At 57.2% G+C, this 18,949-nt stretch carries 17 protein-coding genes; 2 read left to right on the forward strand and 15 right to left on the reverse strand.

Annotation, left to right across the window (positions count from 1 at the left end; translation table 11 throughout):
- Positions 1 to 10: 10 nt before the first annotated feature.
- The 5 genes from menH to OGV79_RS19040 all read right to left on the reverse strand — a co-directional run bounded on the left by menH (position 11) and on the right by OGV79_RS19040 (position 4,779).
- Entirely contained in the window at positions 11 to 769 is a 759-nt protein-coding gene (gene menH / locus OGV79_RS19020) for a 2-succinyl-6-hydroxy-2,4-cyclohexadiene-1-carboxylate synthase (RefSeq protein WP_286468803.1), read from the reverse strand.
- The gene (gene menD, locus OGV79_RS19025) at positions 766 to 2,436 is read right to left on the reverse strand and encodes a 2-succinyl-5-enolpyruvyl-6-hydroxy-3-cyclohexene-1-carboxylic-acid synthase (protein ID WP_286468804.1); all 1,671 of its coding nucleotides are present in this window, start codon (positions 2,434 to 2,436) and stop codon (positions 766 to 768) included. The genes menH and menD overlap by 4 nt, the downstream gene beginning before the upstream one ends.
- A 128-nt stretch (positions 2,437 to 2,564) precedes the next feature.
- Complete coding sequence (menF, locus tag OGV79_RS19030; RefSeq protein WP_286468805.1) at positions 2,565 to 3,863, reverse strand: isochorismate synthase MenF; 1,299 nt, start codon at positions 3,861 to 3,863, stop codon at positions 2,565 to 2,567.
- Between the two features lie 95 nt (positions 3,864 to 3,958).
- Positions 3,959 to 4,264 (reverse strand): stress response protein ElaB, encoded by a 306-nt coding sequence (elaB, locus tag OGV79_RS19035; protein WP_012131505.1) that lies wholly within the window; start codon positions 4,262 to 4,264, stop codon positions 3,959 to 3,961.
- A gap of 53 nt (positions 4,265 to 4,317) precedes the next feature.
- The gene (locus tag OGV79_RS19040) at positions 4,318 to 4,779 is read right to left on the reverse strand and encodes a GNAT family N-acetyltransferase (RefSeq protein ID WP_153258813.1); all 462 of its coding nucleotides are present in this window, start codon (positions 4,777 to 4,779) and stop codon (positions 4,318 to 4,320) included.
- Positions 4,780 to 4,844: 65 nt separating this feature from the next.
- Here OGV79_RS19040 and rbn point away from each other — a divergent pair, with 65 nt between their 5' ends.
- Complete coding sequence (gene rbn / locus OGV79_RS19045) at positions 4,845 to 5,762, forward strand: ribonuclease BN (RefSeq protein WP_286468806.1); 918 nt, start codon at positions 4,845 to 4,847, stop codon at positions 5,760 to 5,762.
- A 64-nt stretch (positions 5,763 to 5,826) separates the two neighbouring features.
- Positions 5,827 to 6,831 (forward strand): chemotaxis protein, encoded by a 1,005-nt coding sequence (locus tag OGV79_RS19050; protein ID WP_012131502.1) that lies wholly within the window; start codon positions 5,827 to 5,829, stop codon positions 6,829 to 6,831.
- A 62-nt stretch (positions 6,832 to 6,893) separates the two neighbouring features.
- Here OGV79_RS19050 and nuoN read toward each other — a convergent pair whose 3' ends face one another.
- From nuoN to nuoE, 10 genes are all read right to left on the reverse strand, one after another.
- Positions 6,894 to 8,351, reverse strand: coding sequence for an NADH-quinone oxidoreductase subunit NuoN (gene nuoN, locus OGV79_RS19055; RefSeq protein ID WP_012131501.1), 1,458 nt, complete (start codon positions 8,349 to 8,351; stop codon positions 6,894 to 6,896).
- Positions 8,352 to 8,357: 6 nt separating this feature from the next.
- Positions 8,358 to 9,887 (reverse strand): NADH-quinone oxidoreductase subunit M, encoded by a 1,530-nt coding sequence (gene nuoM / locus OGV79_RS19060; RefSeq protein ID WP_012131500.1) that lies wholly within the window; start codon positions 9,885 to 9,887, stop codon positions 8,358 to 8,360.
- 183 nt (positions 9,888 to 10,070) lie between these two features.
- Positions 10,071 to 11,912, reverse strand: coding sequence for an NADH-quinone oxidoreductase subunit L (nuoL, locus tag OGV79_RS19065; RefSeq protein ID WP_012131499.1), 1,842 nt, complete (start codon positions 11,910 to 11,912; stop codon positions 10,071 to 10,073).
- Positions 11,909 to 12,211: an NADH-quinone oxidoreductase subunit NuoK gene (nuoK, locus tag OGV79_RS19070; protein ID WP_000612644.1), complete on the reverse strand. Its 303-nt coding sequence runs from the start codon at positions 12,209 to 12,211 to the stop codon at positions 11,909 to 11,911. Before nuoK ends, nuoL begins: the two co-directional genes overlap by 4 nt.
- A complete protein-coding gene (gene nuoJ, locus OGV79_RS19075) occupies positions 12,208 to 12,762 on the reverse strand; it encodes an NADH-quinone oxidoreductase subunit J (protein ID WP_012131498.1) in 555 nt (184 codons plus the stop codon). The genes nuoK and nuoJ overlap by 4 nt, the downstream gene beginning before the upstream one ends.
- An 11-nt stretch (positions 12,763 to 12,773) precedes the next feature.
- Positions 12,774 to 13,316: an NADH-quinone oxidoreductase subunit NuoI gene (nuoI, locus tag OGV79_RS19080; RefSeq protein WP_012131497.1), complete on the reverse strand. Its 543-nt coding sequence runs from the start codon at positions 13,314 to 13,316 to the stop codon at positions 12,774 to 12,776.
- Between the two features lie 14 nt (positions 13,317 to 13,330).
- Positions 13,331 to 14,308 (reverse strand): NADH-quinone oxidoreductase subunit NuoH, encoded by a 978-nt coding sequence (nuoH, locus tag OGV79_RS19085; RefSeq protein WP_012131496.1) that lies wholly within the window; start codon positions 14,306 to 14,308, stop codon positions 13,331 to 13,333.
- The gene (nuoG, locus tag OGV79_RS19090) at positions 14,305 to 17,031 is read right to left on the reverse strand and encodes an NADH-quinone oxidoreductase subunit NuoG (RefSeq protein WP_047463972.1); all 2,727 of its coding nucleotides are present in this window, start codon (positions 17,029 to 17,031) and stop codon (positions 14,305 to 14,307) included. The genes nuoH and nuoG overlap by 4 nt, the downstream gene beginning before the upstream one ends.
- Positions 17,032 to 17,112: 81 nt before the next feature.
- Positions 17,113 to 18,450 (reverse strand): NADH-quinone oxidoreductase subunit NuoF, encoded by a 1,338-nt coding sequence (nuoF, locus tag OGV79_RS19095; protein ID WP_012131494.1) that lies wholly within the window; start codon positions 18,448 to 18,450, stop codon positions 17,113 to 17,115.
- The gene (gene nuoE, locus OGV79_RS19100; protein ID WP_012131493.1) at positions 18,447 to 18,947 is read right to left on the reverse strand and encodes an NADH-quinone oxidoreductase subunit NuoE; all 501 of its coding nucleotides are present in this window, start codon (positions 18,945 to 18,947) and stop codon (positions 18,447 to 18,449) included. Before nuoE ends, nuoF begins: the two co-directional genes overlap by 4 nt.
- Positions 18,948 to 18,949 lie beyond the last annotated feature (2 nt).

The following is an 18,949-nucleotide window of genomic DNA, read 5'->3' on the forward strand; positions in this document are numbered from 1 at the left end:
TGTCCTTTAGTCAGAGACGCAGAATCTGAGCCAGACTGTCCACCACGCCTGCGGGGTTTTCCCGATGCGCGTTGTGTCCGGCGTTACGAATCATATGGCAAGGTACAGACAACTCCGCCGCCAGCGCGCGGAATTTGCTGTCGCGTTCACCACATAAATAATAAAACGGAAATGTGCGCGCATTTAGCCGCGCGCGTAAATCAGGCTGTACGGCAAGCGAGGTTGCCTCCAGCATCGCCGCCAGCGTTTCGCCATTGTTCTGGCTGCGCAGCGCGACTAATGCCTCTCTTTTCGAAGCATCCAGCGAAGCGAAAACCGGCTGCTGATACCAGTCAGTAAACACGTCGCGCAGCGGTTCACGGCGAAAGCGCGCTGCCCAACGACCGTCAGACCGTCGGCGCGCGTCACGCTCAGCCTCGCGTTGCAGTCCCGGGTGGCCGCCTTCAACCACCAGCCCGCAAAGACCCGGCAGAGTCTGGCACGCCGCCATCATCGCCACTCTGCCGCCGAGCGAGTAGCCGACCAGCCAGTATTTAAGTATGTTGTAACTAAATAATGTGTTACGCAATAAGTCGCACACATCAGCAAAGCCGCTGACACGAATATCGGCAGAATCGCCGTGACCAGGCAAGTCGATATACAGGCGCGAAAAGTCGGGAAACTGCTCACCGATCTGCTGCCATTCCCGGCAATCACCGGAAAATCCATGCAGAAAAACCAGCCAGGGAGACCCCGGCTGACCACCGTTCGCCTGCGCGCGCAGGATCATAGATGGCTCACCTGCGCCAGCAGCTGTTGCAGGGTTTGCGCCCCGTCCGTATCGTTCACGACCAGCTCAATCACCGTGGTTGTCGGCGTTCGCCAGACGCCAGCCAGCGCCACATCCAGCTCATCCCAGCTTTGCGGGCGGTGATATTTGAGGTTAAACATAGCCGCTGCGTGTTCAAAGTGGACGTTTTGCGGCATCAGGTAAAACCGCTCGCGCTCGCTCTGCGGTGTCGGCAACAAAGAGAAAATTTGTCCGCCGTTGTTATTCACCACAATCAGCACAAACGGCGCGGACACCTGGCGCAATAGCGCCAGTGCGTTGAGATCGTAGAGCGCAGACAGATCGCCGACGATAGCCAGCGTCGATTTCGCGCTGGCGCGCTGAACGCCCGCCGCCGTCGAGATCAAACCATCAATACCGCTGGCTCCCCGGTTGCTGTACACCGGGTAGCCCGCCGGTAGCTGCGACAGCGCGTCAATCAGGCGTACCACCAGGCTGTTGCCGACAAACAGTTGCCCTTGTTCCGGCAGATAGTCGCGAATGCGGTGCGCCAGTTGCGCTTCGCCGAACATATCGCGACGCGCGACAACCGCCTGCCACGCCTGCTCTGCCAGGCGCGGGATATCGACGCACCAGGGATGGCGTTTCTCCGCCGGATGCAGCTCCAGCCAGTCGGCGATTTTCGCCACCAGCCTGCGTCCGCGATGATGCGCCGGGTCCAGACGACCTTCGATATTATCAATAATCCAGTACTCTTCCGGCTCGCAGGTGGCCTGCCATTGCAGCAGACGCTTTCCGGTCAGGCTGCTGCCGAGTTGCACCACAATTTGCGCCTGCTGAAGCTCAGTGACGGCCTTCGCATTACCCAGCCAGAGATCGGCGCACGGCAGCGGCTGCCCGGTTTGCGACAGCACGTCGCCAATCAGCGGCCAGCCCAGCGTCTGCGCCCAAAGCGCGACTTTCTTGCCCTCTTCCGCGCTCATGCGCCCGGCCACCACTACGCCGCGTTTTTGCCGCCAGAAGAACCAGTCGCGCTGTTTGTCGCTTTCCAGCCGACGCGCTTCGCGCAGCCAGGGTTTGTCATCCTGCCACCAGTCGCCAAGGCTCTGCTGCCAGGCAAGCCCCGTGTCGTCCATATCGCCATACAGCGGTTCCGCAAATGGACAGTTGATGTGTACCGCGCCGGCATGCAGCGTCGCCAGGACGTTATCAAGGGTGGAGACCAGCCAGCGCGCGGAAATATCCTGCGTCGGGCGCGGCAAAGAGAGCGTCTGAGAAGGATGAGAAGCAAACATCCCGGCCTGACGAATCGCCTGATTCGCGCCGCAGTCAATCAGTTCCGGCGGACGGTCCGCAGTCAATAAAATCAGTTTTTCACCGGTAAGCCCCGCTTCAATCAGCGCCGGATAGAGATTTGCCACCGCCGTACCGGAAGTAACAATAACGGCAACGGGCTGCTTACTGACTTTCGCCAGCCCTAACGCCAGATGACCAAGACCACGCTCATCAAAGTGCGTGTGATGAATAAAGGCTGAATTTTCCGCTGCCGCCAGGGTTAAAGGCGTGGAGCGGGAGCCAGGGGCAATGCAAACATGCCTGACGCCGTGGCGAGTGAGTGCTTCCAGAATGACCGCCGCCCAGCGTCGGTTAAATGCGCTTACTGACATGAGATTGTCCGGTATCAATATTGCGACTCAGTATAAGGATCAGAAAAAATGGATTATTGATATGAGTCGGGAATATACACAAAATCATTCAGCAGAGCGCCTGAAGGATGAGGTGTATGTGCGACTCATTAGCTTTCCATCTGTAATAACGTGCGTAGCCCGGCTGCTTTGTTGTCGATCTCTTGCCATTCCTGTTCCGGGTCAGACCCGCGCACAATGCCTGCCCCGGCATACAGACGAACAACGTTCGCCGCGACTTTCGCCGAGCGCAGCGTCACGCAGAATTCGCTTTGCTGTAAAGACAGATAACCCGCCGACCCGGCATACCACTCACGTTCAAACGGTTCATGTTGCTGAATAAACGCGCGCGCCCGTTCACGCGGGATCCCCGCGACGGCGGCCGTGGGCTGTAGCTGTAGCAAACAGAGCGTGTCGTCAGCCTGATTGAGCGCCGTCCAGATACAGCGGCGCAGATGCTGTACTTTGCGTAATCTGAGCACCTGCGGCGGCAAAACATCGAGCGAGTGGGTGCAGCTTTGCAGGCGTTGACAAATATCTTCCACCACCAGCATGTTTTCACGCTGGTTTTTATCATCCTTCATCAACCATTCGCCCAGTTGCCAGGCCTGATGGTCGTCGGGATGATTCGCCACCGTGCCGGCCAGCGCCTCGGTGCGCAATGCCGTTTCACGTCGCCGCCAAAGACGTTCCGGCGACGAGCCAAGAAAGGCGCTTCCGGCGGAGAACGCCATAAAAAAATGGTAGCAGTTAAGGTTTAAACGGCGACTGGATGCCATCACGGCGGCGGCATTCACCGAGTGGGAAAACTGCAAATCCGTCGCCCGCGCCAGCACCACTTTGTCGAGATCGTCTTCGGCGATAGTCTGCGTGGCAAGCTGAATCAGGCTGGTCCAGCCTGCTTTATCCGGCCAGTGCTGCTCGCCCGTCAGGTGCAGGCGCAGCACCGGAATCGGCTTCACGCCCCTTAATGAAGAGAGAAACGCGATCGCCCGCCCGGCGTCTTCACGCAGTGAAACCGGGCTGTAGAGATACAGCCGCAGCGTTGCCATAGCGCCAGCGCGTCGCCATTCAAGACGCGGCAGCAGCAAATGCCCCTGCTGCGGTTCAAACGCATTCAGTCCCCAGATACGCAAATCGGATTGTGATTCATGCTGGCGGAGAAAGTGTTGCGCCTGTTCGAGAGAGGGGAACGTTTCAACGGCGCCGAGCACCGCGGCTTCTTCATCGCCATTACGCTGTTGCCAGTAAAATTGCGGCCAGATGGCCTGACTGACCAGCCAGCTTAATGCGTCAAACGCATCATTCAGAGGGAAAGGCACATCAACAATACGCATTCCTGGCGCCGCCGGTATCTCCTGCGATAACTGGCGCCGCAGATTTTCCAGCGCAGTAGTGATTGAATGCACGCGGACCTCTCCCTGTTAAAAACCTCACATTATACGGGGTACAGCGGAGAAAAAGCAGTACCCCCGTTTAGGGAGGAAATGCGATCCCGGTTACATTACCGCCGCGCCAGCAGTAATCCCAGCACCAGGCCGACCGCCGCGCCTGCGCCAATCCCTTGCCAGGGTTTTTCATGCACGTAATCATCCGCTTTATAAACCGCCTGTTTTGCGCGGTAATAGTAGCTGTCAGACGCATGGCTGACGCGATTTTTTACCTCTTCAAGCGCCCGTTCTGCGCGTGCTTTTAACTCAACATATTTTTGATCGGCAGGATCGCCGGAGGAACGCAGCACCTCTTCCAGCGTTTCGCTCAGGAGTTCCAGGTCGTCATCAATACGTGAACCATAAGAATGAAAAGACATTATATTCTCCCTTTCGATTAACGTTCCCACTAACTATAGACAAAACCGGAACATCACACCTGGCTAACCTCGCGCGCCATACCCATGTGCGGGATACCGTCTTCGTCATAAACGTCCGTCACCGGAACAAAGCCGAATCGCGCATAGAAGGATTGCAGATGCGCCTGTGCGCCGAGATAAAGCGCCTTCTCCGGCCAGTGTTGCTCGCAGGATGCCAGGGTCTGCGCCATAAGCTGTTGCCCCAGTTTTTCGCCGCGCAGCGCTTCGCTGACGATCACACGCCCAATCACCACCGGCTCCAGTTCGTCGTCGCTTTTCAGAATCCTCGCATACGCTACCAGCTCATCGTTATGCCAGCCCAGGATATGACGGTTCCCCCCCACCAGGTCATCGCCGTCCACATCCAGATACGGACACTGTTGTTCAACCACAAATACCGCGCAGCGCAATTTCAGTAACGCATAGAGTTGCGGGACGGATAATTCAGAATGATGCAGGTCTTGCCAGTGAATCATGGTGCGCTCCTTTTACGTATTCGCTTTATACTAGCCAGAATATTTTTTAAACGTGTAATGAAATAATGGAATTAATTTTTTTAGGTACTTCTGCCGGCGTTCCTACCCGCACGCGTAATGTCACGGCCATATTACTGAATTTACAGCACCCGACGCAGGCGGGGCTATGGTTATTCGACTGCGGTGAAGGCACCCAGCACCAGATGCTCAACACCGCGTTCAACCCAGGTAAGCTCGATCGCATTTTCATCAGCCATCTGCATGGCGATCACCTTTTCGGTTTGCCCGGTCTGCTGTGCAGCCGTTCGATGGCGGGAAACGCACAGCCGCTGACGATTTACGGCCCCAAAGGCATTCGCGAGTTCACCGAAACCGCATTGCGTCTTAGCGGCTCCTGGACAGATTATCCGCTGGAGATCGTTGAAATTACCGCCGGCGAAATTCTGGACGACGGCCTGCGCAAAGTGACCGCCTTTGCGCTTGAGCATCCGCTTGAATGCTATGGCTATCGGATTGAAGAGCATGACAAGCCCGGCGCGCTGGATGCCAGTGCGCTAAAAGCGGCAGGCGTGAAGCCCGGCCCGCTGTTTCAGGATCTGAAAGCGGGTAAAACCGTCACCCTGAACGATGGTCGCGTTATTAACGGCGCCGATTTTCTCGCGCCAGCCACGCCCGGGAAATCGGTGGCGATATTTGGCGACACCGCGCCATGCGCGTCGGCCATCACGCTGGCAAAAGGCGTGGACGTAATGGTGCACGAAGCAACGCTGGATACCTCAATGGAAGAAAAAGCCAACAGCCGTGGGCACAGCTCCACCAGGCAGGCCGCGCAGCTGGCGCACGATGCCGAGGTAGGCCAGCTCATCATTACTCACGTCAGCTCGCGTTACGACGACAGAGGCAGTCAACGCCTGCTGGCAGAATGTCAGGCGATCTTCCCCGCAACTGCGCTGGCTCACGATTTCGCCGTTTTCACGGTTTAACGCTCCATTTTTCTTCCTCAGTGCCGATAACAGAGAAAAGGCTGGCTTTCATATTGAGGATGCGATGGATAATTTCCAGAAAGATATTGATGACAGGGCTAACTTAACCCTGTCTAACCGCTTTGAACTGCTGTTATTCCGTCTCGGCACATCGCTGCATGAGCAGAAGTCGGAGCTATTTGGCATCAACGTATTCAAACTGCGCGAAATTGTGCCAATGCCCACATTTACGCGCCCTGCCGGAATGAAAGCCCCGCTTTTAGGTATGGTCAACATCCGCGATCAGGTGATCCCGGTCATCGACCTGCCCGCCGTGGCCGGGTGTAAACCGGAGAATGGGCTTAACATCCTGCTGATCACCGAATATGCGCGCAGCGTACAGGCATTTGCGGTGGAGTCCGTCGAGAATATTATGCGTCTGGACTGGCAGCAGGTGCATACCGCCGAGAAAGCGGTTAACGGCCGCTATATCACCAGCATTGCCTGTCTGGATGAAGACAAAGAGACCAACAACCTGGCGCTGGTACTCGACGTAGAGCAAATTCTCTATGATATCGTGCCGTCAAATCACGACTTGCGCGCCACCAATTTGAAAACCAGCAAGTTCAACATCACGCCGGGTGCGGTGGCGATTGTGGCGGAAGATTCTAAAGTTGCCCGCGCCATGCTGGAGAAAGGGCTGAATGCAATGGAGATCCCGCATCAGATGCACGTTACCGGTCAGGATGCCTGGGAGAAAATCCAGCAACTGGCGAAAGAAGCGGAGGCGGAAGGCAAACCAATTAGCGAGAAAATCGCTCTGGTGCTGACCGACCTCGAAATGCCGGAGATGGACGGTTTCACCCTGACGCGTAAGATCAAAACCGACGAGCGCCTGAAGAAAATTCCGGTGGTGATCCACTCTTCCCTTTCCGGCAGCGCCAACGAAGATCATGTGCGTAAAGTCAAAGCGGATGGTTATGTCGCGAAGTTTGAAGTCAACGAACTGTCGTCGGTGATTCAGGAAGTAATGGAACGCGCCGCGCAAAACGTCAGCGGGCCGCTGGTCAGCCGTCAGTTGCTGAGTTAACGTCCTGACGTTCAGGGCATAAAAAAACCCGCCACGGCGGGTTTTTTCGTTTCTGCTTTCGCTTACATCAGCGGCGTAGCTAACTGCACGATGCTAATCAGCGGTTGCGGGTAGATACCCAGCACCAGAACCAGCAGCGCGGAGATCAGAACCACAATACCGCCCGCGCTGTACTGCCAGTTAGACGGCGCATCGCGGTTAAGCTGCTGCGGCGCGCTCAGATAGAGGCTTACCGCAACACGCAGGTAGTAGTAGAGACCAATCGCGGAACCAACCACCACCGCGGCAACCAGCCACCACAGGCTGGCCTGCACACCGACCGCCAGGACGTAGAACTTGCCGATAAAGCCCAGCGTCATCGGGATACCCGCCAGAGAGAGCATCATCACGGTCATCACCGCCGCGAGGATCGGACGATGCCAGAACAGACCACGGTAGGAGAACAGTGAATCGGCATCCGGGCCACGGAACGGGCTGGACATCAGGCTGACCACGCCGAACGCGCCGAGGCTGCTGAACAGATAACCGGCCAGATAGACGCCGACGGCTTCCATCGACATCTCGCCGCTTTGCAGGGCGATCAACGCCACCAGCAGATAGCCGAGGTGAGAGATAGAGGAGTAACCGAGCAGACGCTTAATGTTGGTCTGGCTCAGCGCCATCAGGTTACCGAAGATGATGGAGGCAAAGGCAATCACGCCCAGCACGATACGTACCGCTTCGCTGTCGCCAACCGGCGCGTACAGGAACAGACGCATCACCACGCCGAAGATAGCGATTTTGCTCGCCGTCGCCAGGAAGGTGGAAACCGGCGCTGGCGCGCCCTGGTATACGTCTGGCGTCCACAGGTGGAACGGCACCAGCGAGAGTTTAAAGCCGAGACCAACAATCATCAGACCGAAGCCCGCCAGCAGCAGCGGTTCGTGCAGCATGCCGTCGCCGAGGCTCTTACCGAGCGCGACAAACGACAGGTTGCCAGACTGCGCGTACACCAGCGCCATACCGAACAGCAGGAAGGAAGACGCTGCGGCAGACAGAATGGTGTATTTGATACTGGCTTCCAGCGAGCGTTTCTGACGGAAGGCGTAACCAATCAGGCCAAACAGCGGCAGAGAGATCAGCTCAATACCGAGGAACAGCGCCGCCAGGTGGTTGGCGTTCGCCAGCAGAATACCGCCCAATGCGGCAATCAGCACCAGCAGGTAGAACTCTTCCTGGTTGTCGTTATAGCCTTCAAGCCACGGATAGGCAAAGGTACAGGTGGCAAGACTCGCCAGCAGAACCAGCCCGGTGTAAAGCATGGCGAAACCGTCAACGCGCATCAGCGGGGTGACGTCCATCGCGCCCGCCTGGCCGACAAACCAGAGCGAAACCAGCGCGGCGTTAAGCCCAATGACCGACAGCGTGGCATTGAGGAAGTGATTGCGTCGCCACGCAATGGAGAGCATCACAACCACCACCGTCAAGCCGACGATCAGCAGCGGTAGCAGCGCAATCAGGTGTTGTGGAGTTATTGTCATGGCGATTTACGGCCTTGTAGTAGTAACGGAATTAACAAACCACTGCTGGATGTTGCTCATCGCAGAATGCGAGGTATCCAGAATCGGCTGCGGATAGAAGCCAAGCAGTACCAGAAGCACGACCAGCAACAGGATGATAAACAGCTCTCGCAGCGACATCCCTGGCATGTCCTGGCTGGCAATCTGGCTCTTCGCTTTACCGAAGTAAGCGCGATGCAGCATCGCCAGCGAGTAAACGGAAGCAAACACCAGACCAAAGGTTGAGATCACGGTAATGACCGGAACCACCTGGTAGCTACCGAACAGAATCATAAATTCGCCAACGAAGTTACCGGTGCCCGGCATACCGAGCGTCGCCACCGCGAAGAACATCGACAGCGCAGGCAACCATTTAATTTTGCTCCACAGACCGCCCATCATACGCATATCACGCGTATGCAGACGTTCGTACAGCTGACCACACAGGATGAACAGACCCGCTGCCGACAGACCGTGCGCAATCATCTGGATTACAGCGCCCTGGTACGCCAGCTGGCTGCCGGTGTAGATAGCAATCAGTACGAAGCCCATGTGCGAAACGGAAGTGTACGCAATCAGACGTTTAATGTCGTACTGGGTGAAGGCCATCCACGCGCCGTAGAAGATGCCAATCACACCCAGCCACATCGCAATCGGCGCAAACTCGGCGGAGGCGTTCGGGAACAGCGGCAGCGAGAAGCGCAGCAGACCGTAAGCCGCCGTTTTCAGCAAAATACCGGCGAGGTCAACGGAACCTGCGGTCGGCGCCTGGGAGTGCGCGTCCGGCAGCCAGCCGTGCAGCGGAACCACCGGCATTTTCACCGCAAACGCGATGAAGAAGCCCAGCATCAGCAGGTATTCCACCCCGTGCGACATCGGCGTTTTCAGCAGGTCTTCGTAGTTGAAGGTCCAGACGCCGGTCGCATTGTGGTGTACAAACACCAGCGCCAGGATGGCAATCAACATCACCAGACCGCTCGCCTGGGTATAGATGAAGAACTTGGTAGCCGCCGTGATACGCGTTTTACCGTCAGAGGCTTTGTGCCCCCACAGCGCGATCAGGAAGTACATCGGCACCAGCATCATTTCCCAGAAGAAGAAGAACAGGAACATGTCGATGGCAAGGAACACGCCGATAACGCCGCCCAGAATCCACATCAGGTTCAGGTGGAAGAAGCCCTGATATTTTTCGATTTCATTCCAGGAGCAGAGTACCGCCAGAACGCCCAGCAGACCGGTCAGCACCACCATCAGCAGCGACAAACCGTCAATAGCCAGATGGATAGAGATGCCGAAGCGCGGGATCCACGGCAGAATGAACTCAGACTGCCACTGCGGAATGCCAGCGGCTTGCGTCAGTGAATAGCCGCCCTGCAACCACAGTTGCAGGCCAAGCGCCAGCGTCAGTCCCATGGTGATCAGCGCAATCCAGCGCGGCACCTTCACGCCGAAGCGTTCGGTCTGCCAGCACAGAAAGCCACCGATAAAGGGAATTAATATTAGCCAGGGTAGTAACATGGCGATCTTTATTCCTTGTTAAAGTCCCATCAGGACCTGATTTTCAACGAATTCTCACAACAGAAAATTCACTTCGGATTGCGGCCTTTTTTGCCCGGTGGCGCTAACGCTTACCGGGCCTACAGATTCCCGTAGGTCGGATAAGCGCCAGCGCCATCCGACATCAACCCACAATCCTCAAACTCAACGCAGTACCATCAACAGCGCCAGCACAACGACCGCACCGATGCTCATGGATGCCACATACCAGCGCAGATATCCGTTCTCGCTGAGCAGCAGGCCTTTACCTGCAAAGCGGGAAAGGATAGCCGGAACGTTCATCAGCGCATTGAGCGGGTCGCGTTTCAGCAGCCAGGCGACGCCGAGGAACGGCTTCACGAACACTTTGTCGTACAGCCAGTCGAAGCCCCAGGCGTTATACCACCAGGTGCCCAGCAGACGGCCCGGCGCACTGTTGGCGACAGAAGTCACCAGAGTACGTTTACCCAACCACAGCCATGCGGCAATCAGGATGCCGACAATCGCAACCACGCCGGAGGCAATTTCCAGGGTCATCACGCGGCTATGCTCAAGCTCGGTCGTCTGCGGCAGCACACCCTGCAACGGCGGCACAATCAGCGCGCCAACAAAGGTGGACAGTACCATCAGCACAATCAGCGGCAGGTGATGCGTAATCCCCTTCCCTGCATGAGCGTGAATTTGTTCTTTACCGTGGAACACGATGAAAATCATACGGAAGGTGTACAAGGAGGTCATGAACGCACCGACCAGACCTGCAACCATCAGATTGATATGACCATTCGCCATCGCGCCAGCCAGAATCTCATCCTTACTGAAGAAGCCGGCGGTAATCAGCGGCAGAGCCGACAGCGCCGCGCCACCCACCAGGAAGCAGAGATACACCAGCGGAATAGACTTACGCAAGCCGCCCATCTTGAAGATGTTCTGTTCGTGGTGGCAGGCCAGAATCACCGAGCCGGACGCCAGGAACAGCAGCGCTTTAAAGAAGGCGTGCGTCATCAGGTGGAAAATCGCCGCATCCCACGCCTGGACGCCCAGCGCCAGGAACATGTAGCCAATCTGGCTCATGGTGGAGTAAGCGAGAACACGTTTGATGTCGGTCTGCACCAGCGCGGCGAAACCGGCCAGCACCAGCGTAATCGCCCCAACGATCCCCACCAGATGCAGCACTTCCGGCGTCATCAGGAACAGGCCGTGGGTACGGGCAATCAGGTAAACACCGGCGGTAACCATCGTCGCGGCGTGGATCAGCGCGGAGACAGGCGTCGGGCCCGCCATCGCGTCTGCAAGCCAGGTCTGCAACGGCAGCTGCGCAGATTTACCTACCGCGCCGCCCAGCAGCATCAGCGTCGCCCACATCAGCATGTTGTTGCCGTCGGCGAAGTGCGCTGGCGCCAGTTCCACCATTTCGCGGAAGTTCAGGGTGCCCAGTTCGTTGTACAGAATGAACAGCGCAAACGCGAGGAACACGTCACCCACGCGGGTCACAACAAACGCTTTCATTGCCGCTGCGCCATTCTTCGGATCGGTGTAGTAGAAACCGATCAGCAGATAGGAGCACAGACCCACGCCTTCCCAGCCGAGGTACATCAACAGCAGGTTATCGGACAGCACCAGAATAACCATGCTGGCGATAAACAGGTTGGTGTAGGCGAAGAAGCGGGAGTATCCCTCTTCACCGCGCATATACCAGGAGGCGAACATGTGGATCAGGAAACCCACGCCGGTCACTACCGAGAGCATGGTCAGCGACAGGCCGTCCAGCACCAGGTTGAAACCGATGTTGAAATCACCCACCGACATCCACGTCCACAGCGGCTGGCTGAACGCCTGCTTGCCGTTAGCGAAGAAGTCAACGCCGACAAACGCCGTCACCAGCGCCGCCAGGCCAATGGAGCCGACGCCCACGGTCGCGGAGAGGTTTTCCGACCAGCGACCGCGAGAGAACGCCAGTAATACAAAGCCAATCAATGGCAGAATAATGGTTAAGGCAAGCATGTTCATCCACGCATCTCACTTACTGAATCGATGTTCAGGTTCTGGCGACGGCGGTGAAGTTGCAGTAACAGCGCCAGGCCAATACTCGCCTCCGCAGCCGCAAGGCTGATGGCAAGAATGTACATCACCTGACCATCCGTCTGGCCCCAGTAGCTTCCGGCGACCACGAAGGCCAGCGCGGAGGCGTTAATCATGATTTCCAGCCCAATCAGCATAAACAGCAGATTGCGGCGGATAACCAGACCGGTTAAGCCCAGCACGAATAAAATCGCCGCGAGGATCAGTCCATGTTGTAAGGGGATCATGCGTGCTCCTCCGTTTTTCTTTTCGCGCTGTCACCAGGACGGTTGCTCAGCACTTCGCCCACACGCTCTTCGCGACCGACGTGGAAGGCGACAACCAGACCGGCCAGCAGCAGCATAGAGGCCAGTTCGACCGCCAGAACGTAAGGCCCAAACAGCGAGATACCGACCGCTTTGGCGCTAATTGGCGTACCGTCGATACCCTGGTCGTTGACGCCCAGAATGGCGTACACGATCACCACCAGCATGATGGCCGACAAAATCGCCGGGCCAATCCACACCTGCGGTTTCAGCCACTGGCGTTCCTGCTCGATTTCCGAACCGCCGAGGTTGAGCATCATGACCACGAACACGAACAGCACCATGATGGCGCCCGCATAAACGATAATTTCCAGCGCACCGGCAAAGTAAGCGCCCAGCGAGAAAAACACCCCGGAAATCGCCAGCAGCGAAATAATCAGATACAGCAGCGCGTGTACCGGATTGGTGTGGGTGATGACTCGCAAGGTTGCGAGAATGGCGATCAGGCCACAGATATAAAAAGCGAACTCCATTGCCCCTCTCCTTACGGTAACAGGCTCTTGACGTCGATAGGCTTGGCTTCGTTCTCTGCTTCGCCCTTATCTTTGCCGTCGATTGCCATACCTGCCATCCGGTAGAAGTTATATTCCGGGTATTTGCCCGGACCGGAGATCAGCAGATCCTCTTTCTCATAAACCAGGTCCTGGCGCTTGTACTCACCCATTTCAAAATCGGGGGTGAGCTGAATGGCCGTCGTCGGACAGGCTTCTTCGCACAGGCCGCAGAAAATGCAGCGTGAGAAGTTGATACGGAAAAACTCAGGATACCAGCGACCATCTTTCATCTCTGCTTTTTGCAGCGAGATACAGCCTACCGGGCAGGCTACCGCACACAGGTTACAGGCAACGCAACGCTCCTCGCCGTCCGGGTCGCGCGTCAGCACGATACGGCCACGGTAACGAGGCGGTAGATAGACCGGCTCTTCCGGGTACATCTGCGTTTCGCGTTTCGCGAACGCATGCAGGCCGATCATCCAGATACTGCGTACCTGGGTGCCGAAGCCTACTAACAATTCTTTTAAGGTCATGGTCTTTGTGCCCCTTATTGCGCCTGCCAGAGAATGACAGCCGCCGTTACCAGCAAGTTGATGAGCGTCAACGGCAGGCAGACTTTCCAGCCGAAGGACATTACCTGGTCATAACGAGGACGCGGTAACGACGCACGAATCAAAATGAACATCATCATAAAGAACGCGGTTTTCAGCGCGAACCAGATGAATGGCGGTAAGAACGGGCCATGCCAGCCACCGAAGAACAGCGTCACCATCAGTGCGGAGATAGTAACGATACCGATGTATTCCCCCACGAAGAACAGACCGAATTTCATACCGGAGTATTCAATGTGATAACCATCGGCCAGTTCCTGTTCGGCTTCCGGCTGGTCAAACGGATGACGGTGACACACCGCCACGCCCGCGATGGCAAAGGTGACAAAACCAAAGAACTGCGGAATAACGTTCCAGATATCAGCCTGGTTGTTGACGATGTCGGTCATATTAAATGAACCGGCCTGCGCCACCACGCCCATCAGGGAAAGCCCGAGGAACACTTCGTAGCTGAGCGTCTGTGCTGATGCACGCATCGCCCCCAGCAGCGAGTATTTGTTGTTGCTCGACCAACCGGCGAACAGCACCGCATACACCGCCAGGCCCGCCATCATCAGGAAGAACAAAATCCCGATGTTCAGGTCAGCGACAACCCAGGTAGGGCTAACCGGAACGATAGCGAACGCCAGCAGCAGCGAGGTAAAAGCGATCATCGGCGCCAGGGTAAAGATGACGCGATCCGAGAATTTCGGGATCCAGTCCTCTTTAAAGAACATTTTGATCATGTCCGCGACCAGCTGGAGCGAACCGCCCCAGCCAACGCGGTTTGGCCCATAACGGTTCTGGAACAGACCCAGCAGACGACGTTCGCCAAAGCTCATGAATGCCCCGCAGGTGACCACCACCAGCAGGATCACCACCGCTTTGAGAATGCTCAGCAGGATCTCGATCAGATCCGGTGTAATCCAACTCATTGTTGCGCCTCCTGCAGATTCTCAAGACGACCGCCCGCCAGAACCGGCGCGATGCCAGGCATACCCATCGGCAATCCGACCTGCCCTGCCGTTAAGCCTTCAGCAATTTCAACCGGCAGCGTTACCGTATTGCCGTCGTAGCTGAAGGAAACGCGCGTTCCCGCATTCACGCCCAACTTCGCGGCATCAGCCGGGTTGAGTTTGATGTACGGTTGCGGCATACGGCTCTGGAAGACCGGAGAGCGCTGCGACATTTCGTCACTGCCAAACAGGTGATAGTACGGCGCGATACGCCACTGACCATCCTGTGCCTGGAAGCTGGCCGGAACGGTAGTGAAGTAATCAAGACCGTTTTCAGATGCTTCAATCAAACGCACGCCCGGATCGCCATGACGCAGTTTGCCGCCCACTTCATCCTGGAACTTGTTCCACGCCTGCGGGGAGTTCCAGCCTGGCGCCCAGGCAAACGGAATCTGCGAACGCGGCGCGCCCGGCTGGTTGTTCCCTTCCATTGAGAAGGCGAACATGGTGTCTTTATCCTGCGGCTGACGCGGCTCGTGAACGCTGATGTTAGCGCGCATCGCGGTACGACCGCTGTAACGGTGCGGCTCACGCGCCAGTTTCTGCCCGCGAATGCGGAAGGTCGCGTCCGGCGCGGCATCTTTAATGCCCGCCAGTTGCGGCATTGCGGCGATCGCGGCGTCAATAACGTGGTCCAGTTGCGTCCAGTCCACCTCGCGGTTCTGCACGGTGCTGTGCAGCGAGTGCAGCCAGCGCCAGCTTTCCAGCATCACGGTGTTGCTGTCGTAATAGGCCGGGTCATAAACCTGGAAGAAACGCTGCGCGCGGCCTTCGTTGTTGATGACCGTACCGTCGCTTTCCGCAAAACTTGCGGCGGAGAGCACCAGATGCGCATTCTCCATAATCGCCGTGCGCTGATGGTCAACCACCATCACCAGCGGCGCTTTTGCCAGCGCGGCATTTACGCGAACGGCGCTTGCATGACGGTGCAGATCGTTTTCCAGCACCACGACAGCGTCGGCACGACCGGTTTCCAGTTCGGTTAACGCGTCATCCAGCGAACCACCGCCCATCATGCCCAGCCCCATGCTGTTGACCGAGCGGGCAATCATGGTGATGCCGACATCCGAACCACGGCCTTTCAGCGCTTTCGCCACGTTGGCGGCCGCCTGAATCACTTCCGCGCTACCGGCGTTGGTGCCGGAGATAATCAGTGGTTTCTTCGCACCCGCCAGCGCCTGAACGATGACGTCGATTTTGTTCTGCAAATCGCTGCTGATGCCGTCGACCACCGGTGCGCTGTCGTCCAGCGCATGAGCGATGGCAAAGCCTAAACGCGCCTGATCTTCCACCGGCGCACGGTAAGTCCATGCCGCGATGTCATCCAGACGGGTGTTGTCAACATTGGTCACAAACAGCGGATGCTTAGCGCGCTGGCCGATGTTGAGGATGGCCGCAATCTGCCAGTCGGCCACTTTCTGGGCCGCCGCCATTTCACGCGCTTTGCCTTTCACCGCCTGGCGAACCGCCAACGCAACGCGCGCGCCGGTCTGGGTAATATCTTCGCCCAGCACCAGTACCGCATCGTAAGATTCGATGTCACGCAGCGCCGGAGTATGAATGCCGCCTTCGCGCAGCACTTTCAGCGCCAGTTGCAGACGTTCCTGCTCGCCCTGAGCGATACCGGTATAGAAGTTATCCGCGCCCACCAGTTCACGCAGCGCGAAGTTGCTCTCAACGCTGGCGCGCGGAGAACCGATGCCGATCACTTTCTTCGACTGACGCAGAATATCCGCCGCGCCCTGCATCGCCTGCTCGGCGTTGAGGGTGATCAGGTCATCGCCACGACGCTGAATCGGCTGACGAGGCCTGTCTTTCAGGTTCACATAGCCATAACCGAAACGACCACGGTCGCAGAGGAAGTAGTGGTTAACGGTCCCGTTGTAACGGTTCTCGATACGACGCAGTTCGCCGTAGCGCTCGCCCGGGCTGGTGTTACAACCGATGGAGCACTGCTGGCAGATGCTTGGCGCAAACTGCATGTCCCACTTACGGTTATAGCGCTCGGAGTGCGTTTTGTCGGTGAATACGCCGGTCGGGCAGATTTCTACCAGGTTGCCGGAGAATTCGCTTTCAAGCGTACCGTCTTCAGGACGACCGAAGTAGACGTTGTCATGCGCGCCATATACGCCCAGATCCGCGCCGTCTGCGTAGTCTTTGTAGTAACGCACGCAGCGGTAGCAGGCGATGCAGCGGTTCATTTCGTGAGAGATGAACGGCCCCAAATCCTGGTTGCGGTGAGTACGCTTAGTGAAACGGTAACGACGGAAGTTGTGGCCCGTCATCACGGTCATATCCTGAAGGTGGCAGTTACCGCCCTCTTCACAGACCGGACAATCGTGCGGGTGGTTGGTCATTAACCATTCCACCACGCTTTCGCGGAACTGTTTCGCTTCTTCGTCATCAATAGAAATAAAGGTGCCGTCGGTGGCAGGCGTCATACAAGACATCACCAGGCGACCACGCGTATCTTCCGCGTTTTGATATTGCTTCACCGCACACTGGCGGCAAGCACCGACGCTACCCAGCGCCGGGTGCCAGCAAAAGTACGGAATATCAAGGCCGAGGGACAGACATGCCTGTAGCAGGTTGTCTGCGCCGTTGACCTCATATTCTTTGCCGTCTACATGAATCGTAGCCATAGTCAGCATGCTTCCAGTTGGCTTAGTCAGGGACTAAGCGTTAATCGAATGACTTATCGCGATGCAGGGGTAAGCCCGCAATTACCAGCGCTCTTTCAGCAGGTTCGGCTGTATACCACCAATCACATGGGTATTGCTGAACGGCTGCTTGATGCCAGCTTCGAATTCTTCGCGGAAATATTTAATGGCGCTCTGCAACGGTTCGACCGCGCCTGGCGCATGCGCACAGAAGGTTTTACCCGGCCCGAGGAAACGACACAGTTGCTCAAGTGTCTCGATATCCCCAGGCTGGCCTTCGCCGCGTTCCAGCGCACGCAGAATTTTTACACTCCACGGCAGGCCGTCGCGGCACGGCGTACACCAGCCGCACGATTCGCGCGCAAAAAACTCTTCCAGGTTACGCACCAGCGACACCATGCCAATTTCGTGGTCAACGGCCATCGCCAGCGCCGTACCCAGACGGCTGCCCGCTTTACCGATGCTTTCAAATTCCATCGGCAGGTCGAGGTGCGCTTCGGTCAGGAAGTCGGTTCCCGCGCCGCCTGGCTGCCAGGCTTTGAATTTCAGGCCATCGCGCATGCCACCGGCGTAATCTTCGAGGATCTCACGCGCGGTAGTGCCGAACGGCAGTTCCCACAGTCCCGGATTTTTCACGCGACCGGAGAAACCCATCAGCTTGGTGCCCGCATCTTTGCTCTTCGAAATGTTCTGATACCACTCCACGCCGTTCGCGAGGATCGCCGGGACGTTACACAGCGTTTCCACGTTGTTGACGCAGGTCGGCTTGCCCCATACGCCGGAACTTGCCGGGAACGGCGGCTTGGAGCGCGGGTTGGCGCGACGACCTTCAAGGGAGTTAATCAGCGCGGTTTCTTCACCGCAGATGTAACGCCCTGCCCCAGTGTGAACAAACAGTTCGAAGTCGAAACCGGTGCCCATGATGTTTTTGCCGAGCAGACCTGCTTCGGTCGCTTCCGCGATTGCGCGGCGCAGATGCACAGCCGCTTCGATGTATTCGCCACGCAGGAAGATGTAGCCACGGTACGCTTTCAGGGCAAAGGCGGAGATCAACATACCTTCCACCAGCAGGTGCGGCAGTTGCTCCATCAGCAGACGGTCTTTATAGGTGCCTGGCTCCATTTCATCGGCGTTACACAGCAGGTAACGGATGTTCATGGATTCATCTTTCGGCATCAGGCTCCACTTCAGACCGGTGGAGAAGCCCGCGCCGCCGCGCCCTTTCAGGCCAGCGTCTTTCACCTGATTGACGATCTCGTCAGGAGACAGCCCGGTCAGCGCTTTACGCGCGCCTTCGTAGCCGTTTTTACTGCGGTATTCGTCCAGCCATACCGGCTGCTTGTCATCACGAAGACGCCAGGTCAGCGGATGCGTTTCGGGAGTACGGATAACGTTTTTCATTTATACCGCTCCAGTAGTTCGGGAATGGCTTCCGGGGTCAGATGGCTGTGAGTATCCTCATCAATCATCATGTTCGGCCCTTTGTCGCAGTTCCCCAGGCAACAGGTCGGCAGCAGCGTAAAGCGACCGTCAAAGGTCGTCTGCCCCGGCTTGATATTGAGTTTTTTCTCCAGCGCGGCCTGGATGCCCTGATAACCGGTGATATGGCACACCACGCTGTCACAGTAACGGATCACATGGCGACCGACCGGCTGGCGGAAGATCTGGCTGTAGAATGTGGCGACGCCTTCGACATCGCTCGCCGGAATACCCAGCACGTCGGCGATCGCGTAGATCGCGCCATCCGGCACCCAGCCACGCTGCTTCTGTACGATTTTCAGCGCTTCAATGGACGCCGCACGCGGGTCTTCGTAGTGGTGCTTCTCGTGCTCAATGGCTTCACGCTCTGCCGCACTCAGCTCAAAAGCCTCGGTTTGTGGTTGTTGATTCTCGTGCATAA

The sequence above is a fragment of the Citrobacter sp. CK185 genome (assembly GCF_030333565.1).
Taxonomy (GTDB): domain Bacteria; phylum Pseudomonadota; class Gammaproteobacteria; order Enterobacterales; family Enterobacteriaceae; genus Citrobacter_B; species Citrobacter_B koseri.